General features: G+C 38.5%; 23 protein-coding genes and 1 riboswitch. Of the genes, 14 read left to right on the forward strand and 9 right to left on the reverse strand.

The features are described 5' to 3' along the window. Positions 1–270: 270 nt before the first annotated feature. The gene (gene pepT, locus C9J36_RS00810) at positions 271–1,500 is read right to left on the reverse strand and encodes a peptidase T (RefSeq protein WP_107941932.1); all 1,230 of its coding nucleotides are present in this window, start codon (positions 1,498–1,500) and stop codon (positions 271–273) included. 33 nt (positions 1,501–1,533) lie between these two features. Then, positions 1,534–2,178, reverse strand: coding sequence for a lysoplasmalogenase (locus C9J36_RS00815; protein WP_107941934.1), 645 nt, complete (start codon positions 2,176–2,178; stop codon positions 1,534–1,536). Positions 2,179–2,248: 70 nt separating this feature from the next. On the opposite strand from C9J36_RS00815, the gene C9J36_RS00820 reads away from it, so the two are divergent. Continuing rightward, on the forward strand, positions 2,249–3,946 hold the full coding sequence (locus C9J36_RS00820) for a hypothetical protein (RefSeq protein WP_235615990.1): 1,698 nt from the start codon (positions 2,249–2,251) through the stop codon (positions 3,944–3,946). Positions 3,947–4,391: 445 nt separating this feature from the next. After that, a complete protein-coding gene (lepB, locus tag C9J36_RS00830; RefSeq protein ID WP_066167824.1) occupies positions 4,392–4,949 on the forward strand; it encodes a signal peptidase I in 558 nt (185 codons plus the stop codon). A gap of 291 nt (positions 4,950–5,240) precedes the next feature. Here the strand turns inward: lepB and C9J36_RS00835 are convergent, their stop codons facing one another. Then, on the reverse strand, positions 5,241–5,663 hold the full coding sequence (locus tag C9J36_RS00835) for a hypothetical protein (RefSeq protein ID WP_107941939.1): 423 nt from the start codon (positions 5,661–5,663) through the stop codon (positions 5,241–5,243). A 184-nt stretch (positions 5,664–5,847) separates the two neighbouring features. Beyond that, positions 5,848–6,582, reverse strand: a complete 735-nt coding sequence (nfsA, locus tag C9J36_RS00840) for an oxygen-insensitive NADPH nitroreductase (RefSeq protein ID WP_107941940.1) — start codon at positions 6,580–6,582, stop codon at positions 5,848–5,850. A 319-nt stretch (positions 6,583–6,901) separates the two neighbouring features. After that, a riboswitch (SAM riboswitch) is annotated at positions 6,902–7,016 on the forward strand. A gap of 108 nt (positions 7,017–7,124) precedes the next feature. On the opposite strand from nfsA, the gene C9J36_RS00845 reads away from it, so the two are divergent. The 3 genes from C9J36_RS00845 to C9J36_RS00855 all read left to right on the forward strand — a co-directional run bounded on the left by C9J36_RS00845 (position 7,125) and on the right by C9J36_RS00855 (position 10,466). Beyond that, complete coding sequence (locus C9J36_RS00845; RefSeq protein WP_107941941.1) at positions 7,125–8,411, forward strand: O-acetylhomoserine aminocarboxypropyltransferase/cysteine synthase family protein; 1,287 nt, start codon at positions 7,125–7,127, stop codon at positions 8,409–8,411. Positions 8,412–8,759: 348 nt separating this feature from the next. Next, the gene (locus tag C9J36_RS00850) at positions 8,760–9,146 is read left to right on the forward strand and encodes a hypothetical protein (RefSeq protein WP_066167838.1); all 387 of its coding nucleotides are present in this window, start codon (positions 8,760–8,762) and stop codon (positions 9,144–9,146) included. 333 nt (positions 9,147–9,479) lie between these two features. After that, the gene (locus C9J36_RS00855; protein ID WP_107941942.1) at positions 9,480–10,466 is read left to right on the forward strand and encodes a homoserine dehydrogenase; all 987 of its coding nucleotides are present in this window, start codon (positions 9,480–9,482) and stop codon (positions 10,464–10,466) included. 87 nt (positions 10,467–10,553) lie between these two features. Here the strand turns inward: C9J36_RS00855 and C9J36_RS00860 are convergent, their stop codons facing one another. Beyond that, a complete protein-coding gene (locus tag C9J36_RS00860; RefSeq protein WP_066167844.1) occupies positions 10,554–10,784 on the reverse strand; it encodes a MerR family transcriptional regulator in 231 nt (76 codons plus the stop codon). A gap of 111 nt (positions 10,785–10,895) precedes the next feature. On the opposite strand from C9J36_RS00860, the gene C9J36_RS00865 reads away from it, so the two are divergent. From C9J36_RS00865 to C9J36_RS00880, 5 genes are all read left to right on the forward strand, one after another. After that, complete coding sequence (locus tag C9J36_RS00865) at positions 10,896–11,582, forward strand: response regulator transcription factor (RefSeq protein ID WP_066167847.1); 687 nt, start codon at positions 10,896–10,898, stop codon at positions 11,580–11,582. Beyond that, positions 11,560–11,712 carry a hypothetical protein gene (locus tag C9J36_RS17235; protein ID WP_161485093.1) on the forward strand — a complete coding sequence of 51 codons (153 nt, stop codon included), beginning with the start codon at positions 11,560–11,562 and terminating at the stop codon, positions 11,710–11,712. Before C9J36_RS00865 ends, C9J36_RS17235 begins: the two co-directional genes overlap by 23 nt. Before the next feature lie 11 nt (positions 11,713–11,723). Next, positions 11,724–14,051, forward strand: a complete 2,328-nt coding sequence (locus C9J36_RS00870; RefSeq protein WP_235615991.1) for a HAMP domain-containing sensor histidine kinase — start codon at positions 11,724–11,726, stop codon at positions 14,049–14,051. A 620-nt stretch (positions 14,052–14,671) separates the two neighbouring features. After that, entirely contained in the window at positions 14,672–15,736 is a 1,065-nt protein-coding gene (locus tag C9J36_RS00875) for a metallophosphoesterase (RefSeq protein WP_066167852.1), read from the forward strand. 17 nt (positions 15,737–15,753) lie between these two features. Beyond that, positions 15,754–16,581 (forward strand): undecaprenyl-diphosphate phosphatase, encoded by an 828-nt coding sequence (locus tag C9J36_RS00880; protein WP_066167854.1) that lies wholly within the window; start codon positions 15,754–15,756, stop codon positions 16,579–16,581. Positions 16,582–16,631: 50 nt separating this feature from the next. On the opposite strand, the gene C9J36_RS00885 is transcribed toward C9J36_RS00880, so the two are convergent. The 3 genes from C9J36_RS00885 to C9J36_RS00895 form a co-directional block, all read right to left on the reverse strand. Beyond that, positions 16,632–16,808 (reverse strand): DUF4083 family protein, encoded by a 177-nt coding sequence (locus tag C9J36_RS00885; protein ID WP_161956359.1) that lies wholly within the window; start codon positions 16,806–16,808, stop codon positions 16,632–16,634. Positions 16,809–16,871: 63 nt separating this feature from the next. Continuing rightward, positions 16,872–17,099, reverse strand: a complete 228-nt coding sequence (locus C9J36_RS00890; protein WP_066167857.1) for a hypothetical protein — start codon at positions 17,097–17,099, stop codon at positions 16,872–16,874. Positions 17,100–17,206: 107 nt separating this feature from the next. Beyond that, positions 17,207–18,004: a TIGR00266 family protein gene (locus C9J36_RS00895; RefSeq protein WP_066167860.1), complete on the reverse strand. Its 798-nt coding sequence runs from the start codon at positions 18,002–18,004 to the stop codon at positions 17,207–17,209. Between the two features lie 254 nt (positions 18,005–18,258). Here C9J36_RS00895 and C9J36_RS00900 point away from each other — a divergent pair, with 254 nt between their 5' ends. From C9J36_RS00900 to C9J36_RS00910, 3 genes are all read left to right on the forward strand, one after another. After that, positions 18,259–19,731, forward strand: coding sequence for an aldehyde dehydrogenase family protein (locus C9J36_RS00900; RefSeq protein ID WP_107941944.1), 1,473 nt, complete (start codon positions 18,259–18,261; stop codon positions 19,729–19,731). Between the two features lie 173 nt (positions 19,732–19,904). Then, positions 19,905–21,077, forward strand: a complete 1,173-nt coding sequence (locus C9J36_RS00905) for a saccharopine dehydrogenase family protein (protein WP_107941945.1) — start codon at positions 19,905–19,907, stop codon at positions 21,075–21,077. Positions 21,078–21,560: 483 nt separating this feature from the next. Beyond that, the gene (locus C9J36_RS00910) at positions 21,561–23,705 is read left to right on the forward strand and encodes a beta-propeller domain-containing protein (protein WP_107941946.1); all 2,145 of its coding nucleotides are present in this window, start codon (positions 21,561–21,563) and stop codon (positions 23,703–23,705) included. A 229-nt stretch (positions 23,706–23,934) separates the two neighbouring features. Here the strand turns inward: C9J36_RS00910 and C9J36_RS00915 are convergent, their stop codons facing one another. Beyond that, complete coding sequence (locus C9J36_RS00915) at positions 23,935–25,371, reverse strand: polysaccharide deacetylase family protein (RefSeq protein ID WP_107941947.1); 1,437 nt, start codon at positions 25,369–25,371, stop codon at positions 23,935–23,937. Positions 25,372–25,870: 499 nt separating this feature from the next. Between C9J36_RS00915 and C9J36_RS00920 the strand changes: the two genes are divergently transcribed. Then, positions 25,871–26,623 carry a threonine/serine exporter family protein gene (locus C9J36_RS00920; RefSeq protein ID WP_107941948.1) on the forward strand — a complete coding sequence of 251 codons (753 nt, stop codon included), beginning with the start codon at positions 25,871–25,873 and terminating at the stop codon, positions 26,621–26,623. The last annotated feature ends 12 nt before the right edge of the window (positions 26,624–26,635 follow it).

The following is a 26,635-nucleotide window of genomic DNA, read 5'->3' on the forward strand; positions in this document are numbered from 1 at the left end:
TACAGAAATCTCTTAATTCTATGGATAGCTAGACGTCCGCTGATAAAGAAGAACTCAGTCTAATATTATCGCAACACGTGCACAGGTGACTGATTGACCAATATCATGTTTCTGCGAATGTCTCAGGATGTGACGATTTTAGGTTAATTTTTACCAATTAGCTCGAAAAATCTGGATGAAAGTTAGCTGAGGCTATCAGAAAAGGAATTCCTGTTCTGATAGCTCCTTATGCTCAGATTAGAGGACACCCTAGTAAGCTAACAGTTACAATTAAGCACGCACTTCAAATGCCTGAATAATTTCTAAAATAACTTCTGTTGCTTTTTCCATCGTTTCTGCTGATACATATTCAAATTTACCATGCATGTTTTCGCCACCAGCAAAAATATTCGGTGTTGGTAAGCCCATATAAGATAGTTGTGAACCATCAGTGCCACCGCGTACTGGCTCGATAATTGGCGTAATGCCAAGCTTTATCATAGCGTCTTTAGCGATGTCAACAATTTCCATTACAGGTTCAATTTTTTCCTTCATATTGTAGTACTGATCTTCAATTTCTACTGTAATAGCATCTTCACCAAACTCAGCCTTGATTTTTTTCGCCGACTCGATAAAGTGTGCTTTTTTTGCTTCGAATTTTTCGCGGTCGTGGTCGCGAATAATATATGTTAATGTAGCTTCCTCAATATGCCCGTTAAAGCTCATTAAGTGGATAAAGCCTTCGTAGCCTTCTGTCTTTTCTGGCACTTCGTCTACAGGCATTTCATTTTGGAATTTGATTGCCATCGTCGTAGCATTTACCATTTTATTTTTCGCAGAGCCAGGGTGCACACTTGTGCCACGTGTTGTAACTTTAACGCCTGCCGCATTAAAGCTTTCATATTGAAGCTCGCCAAGTGGACCGCCATCTAAAGTATATGCGTATTGCGCATCAAATGCTTTTACATCGAATTTATGTGGACCGCGCCCGATTTCCTCATCTGGTGTGAAGGCAACGCGAATTTTTCCATGCTTAATTTCAGGATGTTGCACTAAATATTCCATTGCTGTCACGATTTCTGCAATACCTGCTTTATCATCTGCACCGAGAAGTGTTGTGCCATCTGTTGTAATTAATGTTTGCCCGATATAGTTTTTTAAGTTAGGGAAGTAGCTTGTTGACATGACTAGCTGCTCATTTAACTGAATATCGCCACCGTCGTAATTATCAATGCGTTGTGGATTAACATTTGTACCTGAGAAATCAGGTGTTGAGTCAACATGTGCAAGGAAGCCCAATGTTGGCACATTATCCTTATCAGTGTTAGCAGGTAATGTTGCGAATAAATAGCCGTATTCATCTAATGTAATATCCGTTAAGCCGATTTCTGCTAACTCATCTTTTAAAATATTTAATAAATCAAATTGCTTCATTGTAGAAGGTGTTGTAGTACTTGCGAAATCAGATTGTGTGTCGATTTTCGCATAGCGAATTAAGCGTTCGATTAATTGTTCTTTCATGGAAATAATCCCCCTTGTTATCATGCTTCTAGGTTATTGTAACATTTTATTTCGTAATGCGGCATATTGAACGATGCTCAGTGCAATAAATAATTGTGCACCATAATAGGTTGCCATAATTAAAATATGAGCATAAGGAATATCCGTAATAAAGCGATTAATGGCTAAAACGGAATCTGACGCAATAAATAAAAATGCACCGATAATAGCAAAGCTACTAGCTGTTCGGAAAGAAGTCCACCCCATTAATAAAATGACAATTATATATGCGCAAACCGCAACAGTTAGTACAGCATCGCCTGTGCGCAAAATCGTGCTGGCAAGCCATAGCATCATCGACAAGCCGTAAATAATTAGCACAACTTTGGCACTAACGGGTGTTTGACGATTATTCGTTTTACTAAAAGCGGTAATATAAAATAAATGACCAATCAAAAAGCTACATAAGCCAACGATAAACCATTGCAATGTGTAATCCCCAATGGCACAAAAAATAAGACCACCAATAATAATTGATTTGTAGCTTTTTTCTCCATGGGAACGTAGCGCTAAAATAATGAGTAAAATCATTGGAATTAGCTTAAAAACCATCTGCCATGAAACTGGAATGGCATCAAAGAAAAAAACATAATAAAGACCGAAGATTAAGAATAATGTTAAAATAATTTTTCTTTCCATTTAAAAAAACCCCCTTTGTAATTTTATGAAACTTTCATTCAATCCCATACGTAAAAATAAATTAGAGGTGATGATAGTGGGACAATTATTTATAACGGTACTTATTACTGCTGTTGTGGTGACGATTCTAATCGTGCCCTTAACAAAAAAAATACCAAAGGGCGAATTAACAGGCAAGCAGTTTAGTATACTTTTAACTTCTGTTTTTTTAGGTAGTTTAATTTTAACATTTTTAACGGTATATATTTCAAAAGTTGATTTACATTGGACGGTATTTTTATACGTAGCGCCAGTAGCTGCATTAGTTGGCGCACTATTTGCGGCAGGTGCTGAGCAAAAGCTAAAATCTGTGTTGACGTTAATTTCAATTTTAGCCCTTGCTTATTTGTTAGCAGCCCCAATTTTTAATGCCGAGCAAAAATATCAATCTTCCGAAATGGAGGAGCAAGTTGAAATTCAACCGTTTGACGAAACGAAAACACCTGCAAGTGTGCCTCCAAAGTTTGCGAAAAATAAAATGAGAAAAGCCTTCGGTCAAGTACCAAATACGAGCTACTATGAGCTAGGACATCTGCAAATTCAAAAGGTCAATGGTGAATTTGTTTATATTGCACCAGTGGAGTTTTCAGGACTATTTAAGTGGTTTAATGGTAAAACGACACCGGGTTATTTCATAATGAGCGCTACAGATTCAAGTGATAATCCAAAATTTATGGCTCATGAAATGGCATATATTCCATCAGCTTACTTTAATAAAAATTTAGAGCGTCATATTCGTCTACAATACCCAACACTTATTTTCTATGGCGATGTGCAGCTAGAAATTGATGATGAGGGTGTACCATACTATATTCGCACATATGGTGATTTTATTTCTGCGCGTAATGGCTTTGATGTAAAAGGTATTGTTAAGGTCGATGCGAAAACGGGGCAGTCTGAAAAAATTGCCTTAGCAGATGTACCTGAATTTATTGATGGTGCGATTTCCCCAGAGGCTGTTAGCTTACAAAACAGCTATTACGGCAATTATGTGCATGGTTTTTGGAATAGCGTATTCGGTAAAAAAGATGTGAAAATTCCATCGGATGAAGGAACAGAGGCAAATGTGAGTCCAGTCTTCATGGAGGATGGCGAAATGTATTACTTCACTGATTTTTCCAGCCCGAAAGAGGGTGTTGACTCGATGCTTGGTTACTCTTTGACACATGCGCGTACAGGCAAGGCTACTTATTATACAGGTAATTTGGAAGAATCATATATGGATTCTCAAGGTGCGCTTGAAATTATCGAGAAAAAGTTTATTGAAAAAGAGTGGGAAGGCGAGATGCCGATTTTGTATAACTTCTACGGTGAAGCAAGCTGGCTATCCGCAGTTTTAGATTCAAATGGCTTCCTGCAAAATTACTTTATCGTATCTGCTGCTAATCCAGAAATTTCAGCATATGCTTTCACACCAAATGAGGCATTAAAGCTTTATAAAGCGGCGCTTAGTCGTGGTGGTAGTACAGTAGATGGTTCTTCTAGCGCTGAGGAAGCACAGCTTACAGCAAAGGTGCTACGTGTCTATAAAGAGCGCGTTGGTGACTTTACAATCGTTTCATTACTAACAGATACAGGGCAAAATTTCATAGTCAGCTCTGAAGCAGTACCACTTGCTATTTATTTAGAGCAGGGGGACGAAGTGACAATGACATACTACGCTACAGGCGAACAATTCCAGCCAATTAAGCAACTAACAATTAGGGGCGTTCAAAATGCCGTGCAGTAGCCGGCGTTTCGAACGCTGGCGGCTAGTTTTATAGTAAAATGTTTGCCCTGTAGAATAGAGCGAGACATAGCGTTTATAGGCGTTCAAAATACCGTGCAGTAGCCGGCATTTTGAACGCCTTCGTTGGTGCATAGAATAGATAGAGGAGTTGTCCGAAAAGTCTATTTTGTTTGTATTGAAATCAATGTTTTCATCGCTTCCCTTTTAATGAAAGATAACGCTGCTAAAGCCAATGTTCCTCCCATTTTTAAAAGAGGCGTTCTCTGTTTATATATATCAACATTTTGCGAAATATCATCGCTACTGTCCAAAACATTGAATTTAATGGTGTTCCTTCTAAGTGAAAGAGTAGAGCGAAAAGCTTTTAATGTCTTGCGGAAATTAAATGGGCCTATGCAACTTTGCTTACTAAAAGACGTTTTAATTTTTAAGGAGGCGAGCGAGTTTGGAGAAAAAGGAGATTATTAGCTGGATTAAAACAATCGTGTTTGCAGTAGTATTAGCTGCTGGGATTCGTATTTTTTTATTTACACCTGTGAATGTAGAAGGTGCTTCAATGATGCCTACATTTGAAAATGAGGAAAAAGTGATTGTCAATATTATTGGACCAACCTTATCTGATTATAAGCGTTTTGATGTTATCGTTTTTGAAGCACCAACGGGTGAAAATTTTATTAAGCGTATTATTGGTTTACCCGGGGACCGTATAGAATATCGGGATGATGAGCTATTTATTAATGACGAAAAATTCGAAGAGCCTTACTTAAAGAGCAATAGGGAAGCATTAGTAGACAGCGGAAATTTAACAGGGAACTTTACTTTGGTGGACGCTTTAGGAGTGGAAGTTGTACCTGAAGGTCAATATTTTGTGCTTGGAGATAATCGCCGTAGAAGCTTGGATAGTCGAGATATAACGGTTGGCTTTGTCGCACAGGAGAAAATATTAGGTACAGTGCCAGCTGTTGTTTGGCCACTACCAAACGCGCGTATGGTTAAGGAGTAGAAAAGGGCGAGGCGTGCAAAATACCAGCAACTGCACGGTATTTTGCACGCTTTCGTTGGTATTACTTCAAAAAATTCACTTGGGTACAATGCAAGAGAATTTTTTGAAAATAGTAGAAACACTAGGTTCATGGGGTTTTCTTCTGAATGAAAGTGCATAAGCGAAACTCAAACTGAAAGAAGGAGCTGCCTTTTAGGGCAGCCCTAAATATCTAGCGTCACATGACTGTGAAATGCTGACTAAAGAGAGAGGACTTTTGTTTTTAATCGCTGCATTCAATATTTGGTTCAATTAGCCCTGGTGCTCCGCAATATATGCCAGCATTGTTTCGTAACGTGCAGCGAGTTGCTCTGCTCTGAAGAGCTGTAGCTTGTCAAAGGCATGTTGTTGCTGCTGAACGATTTGGCGTTCTTGAGTAAATGCAATGGTAGGCTCATGCTGGAAAATATATCGTAAATGGAAGAGCTGAAGCATTGCGACCTCAGGGTTTTCTAAATTATAAGCAAATTTAATATTCCATACAGATGTATAAGAAATATATTTATTTACATAAGCAGTAGCATATTGATATTTTTCTTCATCAATATTTGATTGTATTTTTTTATGAATATCAGCAAGTATTAAATTGATTTCAGCTATTGCATAATAAAAGCGTCGCATTGATTTTAATTGTTGTCGCTCTAACGATTTCGCAACATGTCTATTCATTTGCATAGGCAAACACCTCTGAATACTTTCATGTATTGTAGGTCCATTTTATCATGATTTAGGACATGTTTCTTGCAACAAGTAACCGCAGGAGCATTTTTTTTATACCGACAGCAAGATGAAGAGTACAAAAAACTTCCACTTCTACAGTAAAATCGCAAAGGACTAAATGCAAGAGCATGGGTCACTGTTATTTCCATGTAAACCCTTGCTGTGCAAGGAATTCTTTGATGTATGGACGCTTTTGCTCGATTAAATAATCTGCCATTTGTTTTGTCCATGTAGCTGTTTTTTGATTTGAAGAACGACTTGCATAATAACCTTCCATCGTTGCATCATATTCTTCTAATAATGCATCATACTTAGCCTCGTCATAGGCATTTTCATGAAGTACTGCAGGGACAGGCAAGCGTGGTTTTGTTTCATTGCGCTTTGTCGGAGTACCAATCGTCAGTGCAAATAACGGAAATACATTTTTAGGTAAGTTGAAAAGTTCGCTAATTTCAGCAGGGTTATTACGTGCTCCGCCAATATAGCAAATGCCGTAGCCCTTCGCCTCTGCCGCAACAACAAAATTTTGTGCAAATAAAGATACATCGACTACACCAACAAGTAAATTTTCTGCAGAATCTGTAACGATATCTACACCGTGTTTTTGACCCGCGGCTTGAAGACGCTTAAAGTCAACACAAAATAAGAATGATGCACCCGCTGTTTGAAATTGAAATTCATTTTTTGATAATTCGCCGAGCTTTTGCTTTTTATTTTCATCCGTAACCCAAATAACGCTATATGCTTGCACAAAATGTGAACTTGCTGCCATTTGTGCTGTTTCGATTAAATCCATTACCGTTTCGCGCGGAATTTGTTCCCCTGTATATTTACGCACGGATGCGTGATTGCGTAAAAGTTCTCTAGTATCCATTTTCATCCTCCTAATGACCTGTATTCGTATATTATTTTATACTACTTATATTAAATAACCAATCAAGTTGACTAAATGCTATTATTTTAGCGATTTGTATGAATTAATTAAAAAACAATTACGCCTTGGCTAACTCTCATTTAGATTTTTTTCGAGCTAACTGATGTGAATTAATCTAAATATTCGCGACCTGCGCTACGTTTGGTAGGCCTTCATTCAAAATTTGTGACATCTATTGAAAAAAATTTAAAAATAATAGTTGACTTCTTGGTTTACAATGCTTTATACTCAATCACAACGATGGAACATGAATCAAATACTCTTATCAAGAGTGGCGGAGGGACTAGGCCCTATGATGCCCGGCAACCGGTAAGCGACGAGCTTACAAAGGTGCTAATTCCTACAGATTCGGATTGGAATCTGAAAGATAAGGGGAGGAAAACTTGCTCATTTGCGAACCCTCTTCTTAGGAAGAGGGTTTTTTGTTTTTCTACCCTCCTCAAAAATCCATTAGCCATCGAATACATTTTAGGAGGAACATCATGTCAACACTACGACCAGAAACATTGTTATTACATGGTGGGCAAAAACCCGATCCAGTAACAGGGGCAATTGCCGTACCAATTTATCGTACAACTGCTTATGCATTTAACGATACTGCTCATGCGCAGCGATTATTTGCATTAGAGGAAGCGGGAAATATTTATTCTCGTATTATGAACCCGACTGTTGGGGCATTTGAAGAGCGTGTTGCTTTATTGGAAAAAGGAACAGCAGCAGTAGCACTTTCTTCAGGAATGGCAGCTATCTCATTTTCTATTTTAAACATTGCTGGTGCAGGAGACCATATCGTATCAGCAGGCTCTTTGTACGGCGGTACTTATAATTTATTTGCTACAACTTTGCCACGTTACGGTATTACGACAACATTTGTAGACGAGAGTGACCCGGAAAACTTCCGAGCGGCAATTAACGAAAATACAAAAGCAATTTTTGCAGAAACAATCGGTAATCCAAGCTTAAATGTGCTAGATATTGAAGCGGTTGCTAAAATCGCACATGAGCATGGTATCCCACTAATCCTTGATAATACATTCCCATCACCATATGGCTCTAATCCAATCGAATTCGGGGCGGATGTTGTCATTCATTCGGCAACAAAATGGATTGGTGGGCATGGCACAACAATCGGTGGTATTGTTGTCGATGCAGGGAAATTTGACTGGACACAGGGGAAATTCCCAGGCTTCACAGAGCCTGATACAACATATCACGGCATCCGCTATGGAGTTGATACGGCAACTGCGGCATTCGCTACAAAATTGCGCGTGCAATTGCTGCGAGATTTCGGGCCAACATTAAGTGCAGATTCAGCATTTAACTTTTTACAAGGGTTAGAAACGCTTCATTTGCGTGTAGTAAGACATAATGAAAATGCCGCAAAAGTAGCGGCTCATTTACGTAACCACCCATTCGTGGAATATGTAAACTATAACGGCTTTGAAGATACTGTATCGCATTCATTGGCGAAAAAGTATTTGAAAAATGGTTTTGGCTCTATCATCACTTTCGGTATTAAAGGTGGTAGAGAGGCTGGGCGAACTGTTATTGATAGTGTTAAACTCTTCTCGCATGTAGCAAATGTGGGCGATGCACGCTCGCTTATTATTCACCCAGCATCTACAACACATCAACAATTATCAGCAGAAGAACTTAAAATCGCTGGTGTATCAGAAGAGCTCATTCGCTTATCAATCGGCTTAGAAGCAGTGGAAGATATAGTGGCAGATTTGGACCAAGCGTTAGCATTAGCAGCAAAAAATGCTTAACCTATAGACAAACGCTTGAATACTCATTTGTATAAAGTATCTATATGGTTTTGTTAGATTGTTGCTAAAAATAGGCTGTAGACTGCATCATTTCGCAGTCGCAGCCCCTCTAGCTAAAATATAAAACTTAATACCTAGTATTTTTATAAGAATTGTTGACTTCTTGATTTTTCTCAATTATAATAAAACCAATCCACTTGCAGGGAATTAAAATTCTTTCAATCTCCAACGGATGTTACAGGATGTGGCGATTTTAAGTAAACTTCCACCAAAAATATTGGATAAATCTAGGTGGCGGTGAACCGAAGCGTAATTGATAAAATAGGATAAATCAAAGGAGTGTTGAATATGGGACGTACATATAGTGCACAAAACATAGCATCTTATATTGTGTATGAATTAAATGAGACATACACCTTCATCAATTCACAAGCAATTCAATTATTATTAGCAAATGTTGAAATGATGTGGATGAAAGTGTTTGGGCATAGTGCGTTTTCAGAATCAACATATGATTTATTAAATGGGTACATTGTAAAGGAAGTATATGATGCGTATATCGAGCATGGAAATGACCACATTAAATTGCCAGCGAAAGAATGGTTTTTACGCTATGGGGAGTTTCAGCTTGTTCACCGCACATATGCAGTGCCAGCATTTACAGCATTAGAGGAAAAGATTATGCAATCCATTTTGGAAAACTATCGCCGTCGACAATTAACAGAAGTTAGTTGAAATCTTCCTTATTATAATAGAAGAAATTCCCCCATTTCTTTTATTGATATATAACCTACGGGGCTGTCTTGAAAGTCATTTCTTTCTTGGCAGCCCCATTTCTATATTATTTGAATGTTTGGTGACCTCTCTGAAAAAACAAATGTCTGTTTAGGGTAGAATTTTCTTGTAATATCATAAGTATTGAGCTAGAATCACTATATATAACGAGAACGATATAACAAATAAGTCGTGGTTTTTTGCAGAAAATATATAAAATACACAATTTGATTTTGTAAAAAGCCTAAGATTCACTTGATTAGTTGTGAAAGGAAATTTGGAGGCGAAGGTATAGTGTCAAAAGTGAAGGCAGCCATTCTCGGTTTTGGAACCGTGGGGCAAGGAATTTATCATATACTAAAGGAAAGGCAGCAGGAGCTCCAACAGAAATTAGGGGTGGAGCTCGAGGTTGTAAAAATATTAGTTACTGATGCGAGTAAAGAACGTGTAGCTAACACAATGCATTTGATGACGGAAAGTATAGAGGACGTATTGGCAGAGCCTGGATTACAAGTTGTTTTCGAAGCGATTGTAAATGAGGAGCCAGCGTTTTCCTATTTAAAGCGCGCAGTCGAGCATAGATGCCACGTTATTACGGCGAATAAGGTGATGTTTGCAAAGCGGGGGCAGGAGCTTGAGCAACTTGCTAAGGAGCATGGTGTATATGTAGGGTATGAAGCCTCTGTAGCTGGTGGCGTACCTGTTATTAAGACATTAAAAAATGTGCTGTTAGTAAATGATGCCGAACGAATTCAAGGTATTTTAAATGGAACAACGAACTATATTTTAACGAAAATGCGTATAGAAAATGTATCCTTTGAGGAAGCTTTAAAGGAGGCACAGCGACTTGGCTATGCAGAAGCCGATCCATACAATGATGTGTCGGGGCAGGATGCCTTCAAAAAGTTAATGATTTTATCTAGCTTGGCATTTGGTGAACAGCCTAATTGGTCGGAGGTAGAAGTAATCGGTGTTGATGCAATTTCCCAAGCAGATGTGCAGGAGGCACAGGCGAAAGGGCTACGTTATCGTCATGTTGCGGAAATAGAACGCTTTGCAGACGGAAAAATCGTTGGTAAAGTAATACCGTTATTAGTGAACAAAGAGCATCCGTTATACGCTATTGATGATGTTAATAACGCTGTGGCTGTTGATACAAATTATATTGGGACAATTACACTTGTTGGACCTGGAGCGGGAATGTATCCAACTGCAAGTGTGATGGTAGAGGATTATGCAGAAATAATGACAAAAAGTGTAAGTCAAGTTATCCCGATTTAAGTAAGGGGCGGTGTTGTCTACAAAGGCAGCACCGCCTTTCTTTTAGTATAGAAATTCTTCACTTTAATTCTGGGGGTTGGGCACCCTTTAGTCTTCATCCTTCACATCAATATCTTCAGGGATGGGGGTATTACGCCAAATATCAATTTCCTCTTTGATACGCTCGATTTGCTCGTGGTATGCCTCGAACTGTCCACTGTTGATTAAAAATTGCTCACCATCATGCACGGCTTTAATGCGCCCATTGTGAATATAATATAAAATTTGTTCTTCTGGCATATTTAAGTCTAAGGCTGTTTGAGCTACAGTTTTATACATAAACGACATTCCCTTTCCATTTCTTCAGAAAATCTTAAGATTTACGTTAAGCAATACTTCATTTTTATCCTTTATTATAACATTATAAGAGTTTGCAGCGAGGTGAATGATATGACGAAGTTAACGATACTAGTCGTGGATGATGACCAAGATATCCGCGATGGTATAGAAATTTATTTAAAAAATGATGGCTATCAAGTTTTGAAGGCTGGCGATGGTGTAGAGGCGTTAGAAATGCTGTCACAGCATGAGGTACATTTGATTGTTTTAGATATAATGATGCCGAATATGGATGGTATTACAGCGACATTTAAAATCCGGGCTGAACGAAATATCCCAATTATTATGCTTAGTGCGAAGGCTGAGGATACGGATAAGATTCATGGTTTGTCTGTTGGGGCGGATGATTATATTACAAAGCCCTTCCATCCTTTAGAGTTAATGGCTCGGGTAAAGTCGCAGCTACGTCGTTATGTCGAGCTAGGAACATTTCAAAATAGCGCAGCGCAAATTGAAGGGCTAGAGTTAGATATAGCAGGTCGCCAAGTTTTAAAGGACGGAGAGCCTATAAAGCTGACGCCCATTGAATATAAAATAACAGAACTATTGTTAAAAAATGCTGGTCGTGTTTTTTCCATTCAAGAAATTTACGAAATGGTTTGGAACGAAGAGGCGTATAATGCTGAAAATATTGTCGCAGTACACATCCGAAAAATCCGCGAAAAAATTGAAACAGATCCGAAAAATCCACATTATTTAAAGGTTGTTTGGGGACTTGGCTACAAAATGGAAAAGTAATATTGCACTGGTATGTACGCTAATTAGTGCAATTGCTAGTCTAATTGGTCTTATTTATATCGGGATGTTTCTATGGGCGACAAGAGCGGATTTAATCAATACATTGCAGTTATTACGAAAGCTTTTTTAGGAGGAAACGAAATGAAGAAGGGAAGAGGCGCCCTAACGCTACTGCTCATTTTTTGGACCATATTTTCGTTATTTTCCTTTTTGGGAAATGCGAATACGATTATCGGTAAATCATTTATTACTTCCCAAGAATTCGAGTGGCAGTTGCAGCAATATTATGAAGATTTATATAACAATGTGTTAATGTCTTTTGATGCGGAGAAGGCAAAAAAGCAAATAAAAGTAACACAAAATGAAATTAATTATTATCGTAATTACTATGGTTCATTAGAGGAACAGGTTGAAAATCTTATTAGGCAATATCAAGACCGCCTAGAAGATAACACAGACTCTGCGTCAGCATCAGTTGAAGTGAAAGAAGTGCTAAAGCAGGAGCGTGATCGTAAAATCGAGGAGGTGAAGAAAAATTTCTCGGACGATGCACATGTTGAGGCGAAAATCCGTGCAATAAAGGAGCAAATTATTGATAATTATGCTGCTAGCAAGGAGCGTCAAAAACGAGAGTTCCTATCATCCAATAGTTATAAAATGTTTAGCTACGATTTAGTAGATGTGAATACAAAGCAACGTTTTACAAATAATAATATTGCCGCAACGGCGATATTCGAGGAGCATTTTTTAGAGGAAAACTCCGAGTATTTTGTACCACCTTTAAATAGAAGCATAGGCGAAGTAATTTTGGAAAGCACTTCTGAAGGAATCTGGGAAGGTGTTTCTGAAGTAACATCGGATACGGTTGCTGAAAATGTTCGAAGTGAAGTAGTGATGGAAGTTTACACAGGTGAGTATATTGAAGAGGATTTTGCGTTATTATCGCACACGATTCCGATAACTATTGAGCTACCAAAGTTTACAGGCACGATTACATTGCCAAAGACGGCTTTAAAGGATTCGGAGCTAAAAAGAAATTATGAGGGTTTTGAAGCTTTTAAAATTCTTTCTTATATCATATGGGGAACCGGTCTTTTAACATTATTCGTACTATTCTTTTTTATGCGACCTAAAAGAGCAGAAATCGAGGCATTATTACTAAAAGTGAAGCCGTTATTTAACAAGCTACCAATTGATGCGGCAATTGCTTTGACATTATTAGGTGGGATGCTATTCATTGACATCGTTGATGGGCTAGTGAGGTCCATTTACAATATTGCCTATTACAGTGCTGAAATGTATCAGTTAGTAAATATAATAGAGCTTATTTTCTTATTTGGGCTTGCCGTTGCTTTATTCATGGCATTAGTAATCAGTATATTATGGTTAATTGATGATAGTCGTGATATTGAACGCTGGAAAGAATCGATTTCTCTTCGCATTTGGCAAGCGGGTCAGGACGTCTTTTTAAATCGTTCGGTTGGTATGCAAACATTTGCAATGCTTATTGTATTTTTCCTTGCAGGGGTAGGATTCACAGGCGCTTTGATTGATAACGGGCTGTTCCTTATTTATATACCACTCTTCTTATTCGTATTCGTGCCTACACTATATATATATCTTCGCCGCATGGGCTACCTAAATCGTGTGATGAAACAAGCTGAAGATATGGCAGAGGGGCGTTTAACGACTGATGTGAAGGTGAAGGGGAAATCACCGATTGCAGCGCATGCTCAAAACTTAAATAAATTAAGAGATGGTGTTCGAACATCAATGACAGAGCAGGCAAAAAGTGAACGTTTAAAAACGGAGCTGATTACAAATGTTAGCCACGATTTACGTACGCCGTTAACATCTATTATTACGTACACGGATTTATTGAAAAAGCCTAACTTATCTGAAGAAGAGCGTAGTAAATATATCGACATACTTGATAAAAAATCGGCACGTTTGAAAACATTGATTGAGGATTTATTTGATGTATCGAAAATGGCAAGTGGGAATGTCGAGCTTTTGAAGCAACGAGTTGATTTAGCACAGCTATTACAGCAGGCAATTGGTGAGCATGAAGAAGCTTTTACTACGGCAAAATTAGATTTACGAGTCAATATTGAAAGCCAGCCTATTTTTGCCTATGTAGACGGACAAAAATGGTGGCGTGTTATTGATAATTTAATTGTCAACGCCCAAAAGTATTCATTAGAGGGTACACGCGTTTATGTTACACTTAAACAGCAAGGAGCAGAGGCGGAGCTTGTAGTGAAAAATATTGCGAAGTATGAGCTTGTTGAAAATGTAGAGGAACTGACGGAGCGCTTTAAACGTGGCGATACATCTCGTCATACAGAAGGCTCTGGCTTAGGGCTTGCTATCGCAGGGTCGATTGTTGACTTGCATGGTGCACGAATGAAAATTGAAGTAGATGGCGATTTATTTAAGGTAACGGTTGCTGTACAAGTAGCATTTTAAATAGGGCGTCCCAAACACCGGCAACTGCACGGTGTTTGGGACGCTTTTGATGGTGTCTTTTCAAAGTATTTCTTCGAGGGAAATAGCGAGGGGATTTCTTTAAAAATGAGAGAATCATTGACTTTAGCGGAGTTACTTCTAAATAATGGAGAAGGGATGAAAATCTTTCTTTCAATGCGTTTCTACTATAAAATGGAGCTGCATTTTGATAGTTTTGAATTGTGTTAGGTAGGGCATTTTTGATTTTCTGAGACTTATATTTTTCTACATAGAGAAAGTAATGTTATACTTTTGCATGATAAAGTGAAACTTCATTCAGTGGACGCTCTTCCCACTGAATGTTAGTTGAACCAATCGGGCTTTTACGGGCAGTTGGTCTCCCACTTCTCCTTAAGCCAATTTCACATAAATCTTGAAATGGGCGTCTTACTGCCCGTTAATGCGGGATAAAGTGAAACTTCATTCAGTGGACGCTCTTCCCACTGAATGTTAGTTGAACCAATCGGGCTTTTACGGGCAGTTGGTCTCCCACTTCTCCTTAAGCCAATTTCACATAAATCTTGAAATGTGGGCGTCTTACTGCCCGTTAATGCGGGATAAAATACAGGAGGATACTATCATTGCAATATTTAATAGGTATAGTAATCGTTGTTATTTATAGCGGTATGACATTTTACATAGGTTGGAATTTCAATTTGTGGCTAGCATCTATAAATATACATATATCGAATCTTATTTTTTGGCCTCTTCTTTATGTAGTAGCATTTGGCTTTGTGTTGGGTAGAATTCATGAATTATTACGTCCTTTATCAGTTTTAGGTAATTATTGGATGTTCATTTTTGAATACGGATTGATTTTATGTATTATTGCGAATATCGTTGTTTTTATTACGCCATTAACAGCGCGCACGACAGGCAGTGTGGCTGTCATTATTTTTATTGTGCTTTTTATTTATGGTACATACAATGCTTATTCGCCTGTTGTGAGAGAAACAACAGTGAAGCTAGATGTCGATGAGCCAATGACGTTTGTTGTTGCGTCAGATTTTCATTTAGGCGTGCTGTCCAATAAGGCACATTTGCAGAGATTTGTGACATTATCCAATGAGCAAAATCCTGATGTTGTGCTTTTAGTCGGAGATTTAGTGGATGACAAGCCAGATTTATTTATTAAGAAGGGTATGGGCGAGGTGATGGCACAGCTAAAATCCACATATGGTGTATATGGGGTGCTAGGCAATCATGAGTATTACGGGAATGCGCTGCAATTAATTGTAGATGAACTGGAAAAAGCGAATGTCAAAATGTTGTTAGATGAAACTATTTTAGTAGGAGAGCGTTTTTATTTAACAGGGCAGGAAGATAAAACGAATAAAGCAAGAAAGCAAATTGCAGATTTAGCCCCAATTGAACGAGATAAGCCTTGGGTTGTAATGAATCATACGCCAGATGATTTGAATGCACCTGCAAATGCGGGCGTTGATTTGCATTTATCGGGGCATACCCATTTAGGACAGCTATGGCCAAACGAATATATTACACGTAAAATATTTGAATTAGACTATGGCTATAAAAATAAAGAGGGAATGCATGCGCTCGTTTCAAGTGGCTTCGGCTTTTGGGGACCGCCAATGCGTATCGGTAGTCGCTCAGAGCTATGGGTTATTCATGTGGAAAGTAAGTAAATCGGAGGAATTATGGAATGGATTTGATTGAACTATTAAAAGCCCTTTTGTTAGGCTTTGTAGAAGGAATGACAGAATTTGCCCCTGTTTCATCGACAGGACATATGATTATCGTCGATGATATGTGGTTGAAAACGCAAGAATTTTTAGGTTCAAGCTCTGCCAACACATTTAAAATTGTTATTCAACTTGGCTCTATTTTAGCTGTAGTTGTTGTCATGTGGAAGCGCATTTTAAGCTTAGTAGGCTTATATAAAATAGAAGGACAAACTTCGACACAGCGTTTCCATTTAGGGCATGTGATTGCGGGTATTATTCCAGCTGGGATTTTTGGCGTCTTGTTTGAAGATATGATTGATGAGCATTTATTTCGAATGGAGACAGTGATTATCGGTTTAATTATTGGAGCAATTTTGATGATTATTGCAGATAAGTTTGGACCGAAAAAGCCTGCAATTACATCATTAGACCAAATTTCATACGGCAAAGCATTGAAAATTGGTCTTGTGCAATGTTTATCATTATGGCCGGGCTTCTCACGCTCAGGCGCAACGATTTCGGGTGGGGTACTTTTAGGCTTAGACCATAAAACAGCAGCAGATTTTACATTTATTATGGCTGTACCAATTATGGCAGGAGCAAGTGGATTATCTTTAATTAAGCATTGGGAAGATATTAACCCAGATCATTTTATGTTCTATGCAGTTGGCTTTATTAGCGCCTTTGTTTTCGCATTATTATCTATTAAGTTCTTCTTAAAATTAATTTCACGTGTTAAGTTAACACCGTTTGCTATTTATCGTATCGCACTTGCGGCATTATTGCTTGTTGTGTTGTATTTATAAGGAGGAGCGTCCAAAAAGCAGTGCATAAGACTGCTTTTTGGACGCTCTCATTATTTCTGTTTCAACAGTTCGATAATCGTGTCTAGTTTCGTAATTATTTCTTTCTGTTGTGTTTTTGTACTGCTTACTCGTTTGAAGAAAATTATAACCGCAGTAATCGTAGCACATATAAAAAGTACAAAGAGTATTGTTGCAATAATATCACCAGCGTGGTATGCGCCCTCCATGAAAATACCTCCCCATTCAAATAGAAAAATAGTTATGTATAGTATCATTAAAACATAGATTAATTATTTAACTTTGCTAAAATATGCTTCGTAAAAGGAAATAAATGCACCTGAAATAAACATTAAACAAAATAAAATGAAAGCCCACAATGTTTGAGAACCAAGTAAAAATCCATAAATTCCAGTAATTCCATTATAATCCCAAGGGTTATTTACTGAAAGTACTATAATTGAAATCAATCCTATTGTCCCACATAAAAGAATAGTTGACCCAAAAAACATTTTTTTCATAGTATTTCAATCTCCTTTTGAGGTTCTATTTTGACCATTTCACTTAAAGGCAAAAAAATATCTGAAAAGCAATGGGAACACATAGCTTTTCAGATAACTCCTATAGCCTATTTATTAAATAGGTCGAATAATCCACCGATACCGCCTTCATCGCTTGACTTACCGCCACCGCCTTTGCTAGCTGGAGCTGCTGCGAATACACGGCTTGCTAGTCGGCTAAATGGTAGCGATTGTACCCAGACTGTACCCGGACCTCTCAGTGTTGCTAAAAATAGACCCTCTCCACCGAATAAGGCAGTTTTTACGCCGCTGACCATTTCGATATTGTAGTCAACATCCCTTGTCATAGCGACTAAACAGCCTGTATCGATACGCAATGTTTCACCTGGTCGCAAATCATGTCGGTGAATGGTGCCCCCTGCGTGAATAAATGCCATCCCATCGCCTTCAAGCTTCTGCATGATGAAGCCCTCTCCACCGAAGAAGCCTGTTGCTAATTTACGCTGGAATTCAATGCCAACAGATACCCCTTTAGCAGCTGCTAAAAAAGCATCCTTTTGACAAATGATTTTTCCGTTCCAAAGGCTTAAATCAATCGGGATAATTTTTCCGGGATAAGGTGCTGCAAAATAAACATGGCGTTTGCCAGAGCCCGTATTTGTAAATGTTGTCATAAATAAACTTTCACCTGTTAACAAGCGTTTACCTGCTCCCATAAGCTTATCCATTAAACCACCGCCGCCCTGTGCAGAGCCATCACCGAATACCGTTTCCATACGAATGTCATCTTCCATCATCATTAAGCTACCAGCCTCAGCTACAACTGTTTCAGATGGGTCAAGCTCGACCTCTACAAATTGCATATCATCTCCGTAAAGCTTGTAATCGATTTCGTGATTGTTCATTATTTGCTCCTCCTGTCATTAAGCCTAGATGAAATGGCGTCCACATATATTCATCGAAGGCTTTATTTTGATTTAATTCTTGTCCAATCAAAAAAATATAATTTACTATATGTACGCAGTGTAAATAAAAGAAGTTTCGAAAATACTAAAAATATTTTTAAAATTAGAAAAAAAGGGTTTGAAGCAGAGAATGTCGAATAATTTGTAATGTAACACAAGAATAGAAGTTTTTGCGTACGGAAAGGAGAGATTAAATGGAGCTGAAAAACTTTATAGCTGGTGAATGGGTGGAAAGCGGATTGCAGGCAATGCCTATTATTAATCCAGCAACAGGTGAGCAACTAGGTACAGTGCCACTCTCAACAAAAACAGAAATTGATGTAGCTGTTCAAGCTGCAAAAGAAGCACAGAAGAGTTGGGCGTTGTTGCCCGCACCGAAACGTGCAGATTATTTATATGAAATTGGTTTTAAAATGAAGGAGAAAAAAGAACATTTAGCTCAGGTTTTGACAAAGGAAATGGGAAAAGTCATTGAAGAGGCACGTGGAGAGGTGCAGGAAGGCATCGATATGGCACTTTACATGGCTGGTGAAGGACGTAGATTATTTGGTGAAACAACACCATCAGAGTTAGCCAATAAATTTGCGATGAGTGTACGTTCACCAATTGGCGTAGTTGGATTAATTACACCATGGAATTTCCCGATTGCTATCGCAACATGGAAGGCGTTTCCCGCTATCGTAGCAGGCAACACATTTGTTTGGAAGCCTTCTAATGAAACGCCGATGATGGCCTATGAGCTAGCAAAGATTTTCGAAGAGGTCGGTTTGCCTAAAGGGGTAGCGAATGTTGTATTTGGTACAGGTCCAACAATTGGCACAGCAATGATTGAGCATCCTGATGTACGGGTGATTTCCTTTACGGGCTCAACAGCTACTGGTAGTAAGGTGGCGGAACTTGGGGGGAAACATTTAAAGAAAATCTCGCTTGAAATGGGCGGTAAAAACGCGGTTATCGTTATGGATGATGCAGATATTGATTTAGCTGTACAAGGAATTGTTTGGAGTGCTTTTGGAACAGCAGGGCAGCGCTGTACGGCATGCAGTCGTATTATTGTGCATCGCGATGTGAAGGAAGAGCTAGAAGAAAAGCTACTAAGAGAAATGCAAGCGATTACAATTGGTGATGGGCTTGATCCGAAGGTTAAAGTAGGTCCTGTTATAAATCGTCAAGCGCTCGAGAAAATTAATCATTATGTTCAGCTTGGGAAGCAAGAAGGGGCAACATTATTAACAGGTGGCCGCATCTTAACGGACACACCATACGATAAAGGTTTTTATTTTGAGCCAACCGTTTTCACGAATGTGCAACCGGATATGATTATTGCACAGGAGGAGATTTTTGGACCTGTTGTTAGCATTATTGCAATTGATAGTCTAGAGCAGGCAATCGAAGTAAATAATGGTGTGCGCTTTGGTTTATCAAGTTCTATTTTCTCACGTAATGTGAATACGATATTTAAAGCACAGCAGCTTTTAGATACAGGTATCGTTTATGTGAATGCGGGAACGACAGGAGCTGAAATCCATTTACCATTTGGTGGTACAAAGGGGACGGGTAATGGTCACAGAGATTCAGGTCAGGCTGCTCTTGACGTTTACACAGAATGGAAAAGCATTTATGTAGACTATAGCGGTACTTTACAAAGAGCGCAAATTGATACGTAACGCTTAAATTCAACTATTCTATCATTTTTAATACGAATAAATTCTTCTAAGTGCAGTGCTTTAATAATTTTCATTTACTTCAAGAAAAGTGCGTACAGCTGTTGGGAAATCTAGCATTTATCTGCTTTTCCGACAGTCCCACATGACATACTAAATAAAAGGGGTTGGATTACATGAAAGTAGTAGTTCTAGGTGCAGGTTTAATGGGGAAAGAAGTAGCACGAGATTTAGTAGCAAGTGAATCGGTTGAAAAAGTATACTTAGCAGACTTAGTAGTAGGCGCGGCAGAGGAATTTGTCGCTACATTAAATACAAATAAAGTAGAGGTTATTGCATTAGATGCAACATCAGACGAATCATTGCGCAATGTTATGTCAAAGGGTCATGTTGCAATCAACGCATTATTTTATGAATTCAATGAAGCGGTAGCAAGGGCAGCGATTGCTACAGGGGTTCACTCTGTTGACCTAGGTGGACATATTGGCGGTGTGACAGAGCATGTACTTGCAATGGCAGATGAAGCAAAGGCGGCAGGCGTTACGATTATACCGGATTTAGGGGTTGCGCCGGGGATGGTTAATATTTTAGCAGGATACGGAGCGTCGAAATTAGATAAGGTGGAATCAATTAAACTTTATGTAGGCGGTATTCCGACAGAGCCGAAGCCACCGCTGCACTACACACATGTATTCTCGTTAGAAGGGGTTTTTGACCATTATACAGAGCCATCAAAAATGATTCAAGATAGCAAATTAACCGAGGTAGAATCTTTGACGGGTGTAGAGCCAATTTACTTTGATGAATTTGGGGTGTTGGAGGCATTTTATACATCTGGAGGTATCTCGACATTGCACCAAACATTCCCGCATGTAAAAACACTGGAATATAAAACAATTCGCTATAAAGGGCATGTTGAAAAATTCAAGCTTTTAGCAGACTTAGATTTCTTAAGCAAAGATAATATGGTAGAGGTAGGCAACCATGAAATAAGCGTGCGTGAAGTTGTACGTGAAGCTTTAAAGAAAAAGTTAGAGCTAGGCAAGAAAGTAGATGCAGTATTATTACGTGCTATTATAGCGGGTGAAAAATCAGAAGAGCAAGTCACATATGAGTACGAAATGGTTGTGAAAAAAGATTTAGAGACAGGCGTAACTGCAATGGCTCGTGCTACAGCAAATACAGCATCGGTTGTGGCGCAAATGCTCGGCAATGGCGTTATTTCAGAGCGAGGTGTTTTCGCACCAGAGTCCATTGTGCCAGGTGGAACATATATTGAGGAAATGGCAAAGCGCGGTGTAGATATTAAAGAAACCTCACATCGCTCCGCAATGATTGTAAAATGGTAAAATGGGGTATGGCTGTAGGGAAAGTGATTTCTCCTGCAGCCATATTTATTTTGAGGGAAGCGCCTTTCTCAAGATTTCAATTTTCCCTAAGTGCAGTTGGAAATTAGCTCTATGCTTATTTTAACAAGTGAATTCTTTGAAGAAAGCAATACCTACAGCATCCAAAATGTCGATTATGCATTCCCCTATTTAGTTGATTCGAGAAAAACATGGACTAGCATTAGTCGAGGTGTAATTGATTTTCAGATTTATCCCGCTAACGGGCAGTAAAACTCCCACTTCAAGTCTAAAGTGAAGTCGGATTAAGGATAAGTGGTAGATTAACTGCCCGTAAAAGCCCGAATGGTTCAACTAACATTCAGTGGGGAAGGGCGTCCACTGAAAGAAGTTTCACTTTATCTAAAAAAACTGTAACGAAATTGGTGATGTACCGTCTTATTTAATGACATGGAAAGAAAACCATAAAAAGGAGTGGAGAAAAGCATGAAAAAAATACGAGCAATAGGCACTTTATTTGCTATAGCTATTTTACTAATAACTGCGATTGCTTTGTTCGGAAATGAAAAAACGGCAGCTGCGGGTACAGCTACAGCGGTGTTAGAAGGGCAGCCATTTTATGCTGAATTTTCAGAAACTATCGAAGCTGCCAGCTTAACAAATGGCAAGGTATATGTTACAGATGCTACAGGAAAAAAGGTAGATGCGCGTTTGACATTAAACGAAACGGCTGATGCTATTATTGTTTGGGATTTAAGCCCTGGGCAATATACGCTATATGTTGAAAAAGGGGCGTCTAAAAAATTGACATTTAACAACAAGAAAAAGTCTGTTAAGTTTAATGTTGTGAAAGCGGTCGAGCAAATAAAGTCGACAAAGGATTTAGTAACTTATTTTGAAACGGTATTAAACAATCAAAATTTTGGTTATGGTCGTGTTCAAAATGAAATGATGGAAACATCCGAATCTGTCGCTGATAGCGCGGCAAGTGGCAAATCTTCAGACCATTCGACAACGAATAATCAAGTAGAGGGCATTGAAGAAGGGGATATTGTTGTTACAGATGGACGCTATATTTATGCAATTGTTGAAAATGAGCTAGTCATTACAGATGCGAAAAACCCTAAAAATATAAAGGTTGTTGCCAAAAAGGCATTTAAGGATAATCAATATTTAACAAAGCTCATTTTACACAATTCATTATTAATTGTTGCGTATGATAGCTATGAGGAACGTCCTCTAGAAGGAAAAGATTATATGCAGTCGATATCGTTATCCAAGTTTGCCTTCTTTGATGTGGAAAATGCCGATAGCCCAAAATTGCTGCGTGAAATTGGGCAAGAAGGTCATATTGCAGGCATTCGTAAACAAGGTGATGTGTTATATATGGTAACGAATTCATCACCTAATTATTGGTTACTGCGTGAGGGAGTTGACGTAGAATTACGTCCATACACATATGACAGCAATAGCCAAAATACATCGGAGCCAATGCCAATCGAAAAAATTTCAATTTTCCCTGGTAATACAGAGCCAAATTATACAACATTATCAGCAATTGATTTAAAGGACTTGGCAAAAAATGAAGTGAAAACAGAAAGTTATTTAGGTAGTGGCTCTCAATTATACATGTCACAGAAGGCAATTTATGTGACAGCACCTAAATATGATTATGCGGCTCCAGCAGCATCCAATCGTGCTATGACAGATATGATGATTATGCCAGCGGCTTCAAATACGCAAATTTATAAATTTGCTATTGACCAAACGGCAATCAAATTAGTAGGGCAAGCAGAAGTAAAAGGAACGACATTAAATCAATTCTCAATGGATGAATACGAAGGGTACTTCCGCATTGCTACAACAGAGGGCTTTGCATGGGGGCGTAATGCCGATTCCAAAAACCATCTATTTATATTAGATAGTAACTTAAAGCAAGTTGGGGCATTAACAGATTTAGCAAGAGGTGAGCGTATCTTCTCAGCGCGCTTTATGGGTGATAAAGCGTATATCGTAACATTTAAAGAAGTGGACCCGCTATTTGTAATAGATGTGGCAAATCCAGCAAAGCCGAAAGTGTTAGGTGAGCTAAAAATTCCTGGCTTTAGTAACTATTTACACCCGCTTGATGATAAACATTTAATCGGTATTGGCTATGACACAGAAATTCGTATGAATGAATATTCTAAAGAGCCATTTGTCATAACAAAAGGCATGAAGCTAGCGCTATTTGATGTAAGTGATTTAGCGAATCCGAAAGAAAAGTCGGCAGTTATCATTGGAGGGCGTGGCACATATTCTGATGTGCAGTACGACCATAAAGCATTGCTTCGTCATGTTGAGAAAGGCTATTATGGCTTCCCTGTAACTTTATACGAAGAGAAAAATGCCAATGAAATGATTTACAAAGGCACAGGCTCACAAGTATATGAAGTGACAACGAAAGGAATTAAGCTGAAAGCTGACTTAATTGAGCCAGCACAAGCGACCCAAATGTACGAGGAATGGGATAAGACGGTTCGCCGTATGATTTATATTGATAATTCACTATATACAATTTCACAAAGCGGTATTGTTAGCTATGACTTAAATACTTTTGAGAAATTAAGCAAAGTGAATTTCTCAAAATAAAAAAGGGAAGCTGTCCGAATAGGCAGCTTCTTTTTTGTGCAATTAAGAAAATCCAATTTGCACTTTATCTCTTTCCTTCGGTAGGAAATCCGCTAAACCTAGTGTTCTTGTCGTTTTCAAAGAATCCTCCTCTTGCTCTTTTAACGAGCAAGCATTTTATCCCGCATCAAAGCACAAACGAAAGCGTCCAACATACCAGCCGCCGCACGGCATGTTAGACGCTCCCCCATTAATGGTATTTTAAAACTTCGCTTACTGTTACGAATGTATAGCCTTCCTCAATTAAATATTGAAGCACGGCCTCAAGACCATCCGCAGTTGAAGCATGGATATCATGCATTAAAATAATCGCATTATTGTGCATATGATTTTTTATAATCGGCAACAGTTGTTTGGCATCGCGATGCTTCCAATCTAATGTATCAATCGTCCAATTGACAGAAGGGATTGGGATAAGTCCATTAACCCGCTGGTTTGTAGCACCATATGGGGGACGGAATACAGTGGCCGATTGTCCGATTGCTTGCTTAATGGCTTGTTCCGTCGAGTTATACTCTGCTAAAACTTGCTTAGAAGTAAGCTTTGTTAAAACGGGGTGGCTCCAAGAATGGTTTCCTACTTCATGCCCTGCATTATATACTTCTTGTGCAATTTCGGGATAATATTGTACGCGGCTACCAAGCATAAAGAACGTAGCCTTAGCATTATATTGCTCTAAAAGCTGTAAAACCTGTCTTGTTACTTTAGGGTCTGGTCCATCATCGAACGTTAGGGCAACGCGCTTAATATGATCCTGCTCAACTGAATCTGTAGACGTATCTGGATTTGAGATAATCGTATCAGTGCTTACCATTTGTTCTTGGAATTGCTCAGCAAGAATAGGATTAATATATGAAAGAGAGGTAGTTACAGTAGAGATACCCATTTCAGGGCTAGCAATTTCACCCGAATCAAAATATAAAACTAATGCTTCATTTTGAATGGAGAAGCGCTCGAATAATCTCCATTTTGGTTCAGTTTTCGCCAGCATTTCTTCTTCTAATAAATGACCTTCAAATTCTATACTATCTGTAATTTGTGAGCGTATATGTGTTGAAAACACTTCTAGGTTTTTCAAGTTCTCTCCTAAAATAGCACGAATATCTAGGAGTTCACCAGTTTCATTATTATAAAAATAAGTTGTAACCGTCATTTCGTCACTGTTATTTGTTCGTAATTTTTTCTTTAGCACAAACGAATAGTAATGCTCTTTATATGGGTATGTTTCGAAGATAATATTTAATTCGCCAGGCTCGACTTCATTATTATCAACATTTTTTTCTAAACGCATTTCCGCTATGTAATTTTTTTTCGAGGCTGCAATAAATTCAGTTACCGCCTCGTTAAAGGAATCTGAATTTGATTGAGGATATTGAATAGCATATGGCATTATTTTATCGTTTGAAATATCTGTCACAATGCGAATACCGGGGAAGCTAGATTGGCTTTCTGATACTTCTCCTTGTAAAGCATCTGTTTCAGTTTGTTCGGGCTCGTTCACTTGTTGGAACTTTGACTCTGGGTTAATAATTGTAAAGAATACAATGGCTGCTGCTAAAACGACGATTGCCCCAATAAGAATTAGGTCAATCCATGGTCCACGTCTTTTTCTACGTTCAGTTTTCATGTTGCGTTAAGGGCTCCTTTCTGTTATAAAATATAGACGAATAAGCGCTGAAAAAAGACGACAGATTTTGAAAAAATGTTGATTATTTTATCCTGCATTAACGGGCAGTAAGATGCCCACTTCAAGATTTAAGTGAAAATACGCTAAAGGATAAGTGAGAGATGAGGGGAACCCCCACTGATTGAAGTTTCACTTTATTTAGGCGGATAATCAAATACACGCTAATATGTATATAATCGAATCGGCTTAATGACTTTAGTTTTTGAAGAGGGGTTTTCAAGCATGCTCGAAAAAACCTAGTTGAAGCCGCACTCCGAGAAAAGCGTCCCCGGTAATGGAAATCAACGAATTGTTAGGCGTTGTTTATAAAATAAAGGTTAATCAATACGCCTGATTTAATCTATTACGACTTGAATATAAAGATAGTAGTCACTACTATTAAGAGAAATAGATAAAGTTTGCTTTTAGTTCAGTTAAAATACCAAGGGAGGTTTGAAAGATGATAGAGAAGCCCCAACAAAACGAACTAGCCATTGATTGCTTCTTATTGGCTGGTCGCATTATGATGGAAAGTGGAGCAGAAACATATCGAGTGGAGGATACGATGCTTCGAATGGCGCGTTCACAAAATATGAATGATGCCCAAAGCTATGTAACTCCAACTGGTATTATATTTTCTCTCGGTAAAACACAGCCGACACGTATTTCAGCTATTTCAACAAGAGTGACAGATTTACACCGTATTGCACTTGTTAATAATGTGTCGCGAAAGCTTACATCTCACATCATAACATTAGAACAAGCATATGACGAGTTAAATAAGATACAAAAAACAAATTATTTTCTACCAATTATTATACAGGTTTTAGCAGCCTCCTTTGCTAGTATTAGCTTTTTAATATTATTTGGTGGAATATGGGGAGATATGCCGGCAGCCTTCATAGCAGGCGGCGCGGGGCTATATGTTGCAACAATGATGCAGAAGCTAACTCGGGTAAAATTTTTCTCTGAGTTTGTTGCTACACTTGTAGTTGGAATGATTGCCTCACTGGCGCTTTATTTCGGTTATGGCACACAAATAGATAAAATTATAATTGGTTCTGTTATGCCGCTTGTACCCGGTCTTCTTATTACAAATGCGGTACGTGATTTAATGGCAGGGCATTTTACCGCTGGGATGGCAAAGGGCGCTGAAGCCTTTTTAACAGCATTTGCAATCGGTGCAGGCATTGCACTTGTGATGGCATGGTAACGGAGGGGAATA

The sequence above is a fragment of the Metasolibacillus fluoroglycofenilyticus genome (genome assembly GCF_003049645.1).
GTDB lineage: Bacteria > Bacillota > Bacilli > Bacillales_A > Planococcaceae > Metasolibacillus > Metasolibacillus fluoroglycofenilyticus.

What these genes read in the sequence shown, in the direction of transcription:
- pepT (WP_107941932.1), bottom strand. Translation starts at nt 1,500, where the DNA reads ATGAAAGAACAATTAATCGAACGCTTAATTCGCTATGCGAAAATCGAC.
- C9J36_RS00815 (WP_107941934.1), bottom strand. Translation starts at nt 2,178, where the DNA reads ATGGAAAGAAAAATTATTTTAACATTATTCTTAATCTTCGGTCTTTAT.
- C9J36_RS00820 (WP_235615990.1), top strand. Translation starts at nt 2,249, where the DNA reads ATGATAGTGGGACAATTATTTATAACGGTACTTATTACTGCTGTTGTG.
- C9J36_RS00835 (WP_107941939.1), bottom strand. Translation starts at nt 5,663, where the DNA reads ATGCAAATGAATAGACATGTTGCGAAATCGTTAGAGCGACAACAATTA.
- nfsA (WP_107941940.1), bottom strand. Translation starts at nt 6,582, where the DNA reads ATGGATACTAGAGAACTTTTACGCAATCACGCATCCGTGCGTAAATAT.
- C9J36_RS00845 (WP_107941941.1), top strand. Translation starts at nt 7,125, where the DNA reads ATGTCAACACTACGACCAGAAACATTGTTATTACATGGTGGGCAAAAA.
- C9J36_RS00850 (WP_066167838.1), top strand. Translation starts at nt 8,760, where the DNA reads ATGGGACGTACATATAGTGCACAAAACATAGCATCTTATATTGTGTAT.
- C9J36_RS00860 (WP_066167844.1), bottom strand. Translation starts at nt 10,784, where the DNA reads ATGTATAAAACTGTAGCTCAAACAGCCTTAGACTTAAATATGCCAGAA.
- C9J36_RS00865 (WP_066167847.1), top strand. Translation starts at nt 10,896, where the DNA reads ATGACGAAGTTAACGATACTAGTCGTGGATGATGACCAAGATATCCGC.
- C9J36_RS00870 (WP_235615991.1), top strand. Translation starts at nt 11,724, where the DNA reads ATGAAGAAGGGAAGAGGCGCCCTAACGCTACTGCTCATTTTTTGGACC.
- C9J36_RS00880 (WP_066167854.1), top strand. Translation starts at nt 15,754, where the DNA reads ATGGATTTGATTGAACTATTAAAAGCCCTTTTGTTAGGCTTTGTAGAA.
- C9J36_RS00885 (WP_161956359.1), bottom strand. Translation starts at nt 16,808, where the DNA reads ATGGAGGGCGCATACCACGCTGGTGATATTATTGCAACAATACTCTTT.
- C9J36_RS00890 (WP_066167857.1), bottom strand. Translation starts at nt 17,099, where the DNA reads ATGAAAAAAATGTTTTTTGGGTCAACTATTCTTTTATGTGGGACAATA.
- C9J36_RS00895 (WP_066167860.1), bottom strand. Translation starts at nt 18,004, where the DNA reads ATGAACAATCACGAAATCGATTACAAGCTTTACGGAGATGATATGCAA.
- C9J36_RS00900 (WP_107941944.1), top strand. Translation starts at nt 18,259, where the DNA reads ATGGAGCTGAAAAACTTTATAGCTGGTGAATGGGTGGAAAGCGGATTG.
- C9J36_RS00905 (WP_107941945.1), top strand. Translation starts at nt 19,905, where the DNA reads ATGAAAGTAGTAGTTCTAGGTGCAGGTTTAATGGGGAAAGAAGTAGCA.
- C9J36_RS00910 (WP_107941946.1), top strand. Translation starts at nt 21,561, where the DNA reads ATGAAAAAAATACGAGCAATAGGCACTTTATTTGCTATAGCTATTTTA.
- C9J36_RS00915 (WP_107941947.1), bottom strand. Translation starts at nt 25,371, where the DNA reads ATGAAAACTGAACGTAGAAAAAGACGTGGACCATGGATTGACCTAATT.
- C9J36_RS00920 (WP_107941948.1), top strand. Translation starts at nt 25,871, where the DNA reads ATGATAGAGAAGCCCCAACAAAACGAACTAGCCATTGATTGCTTCTTA.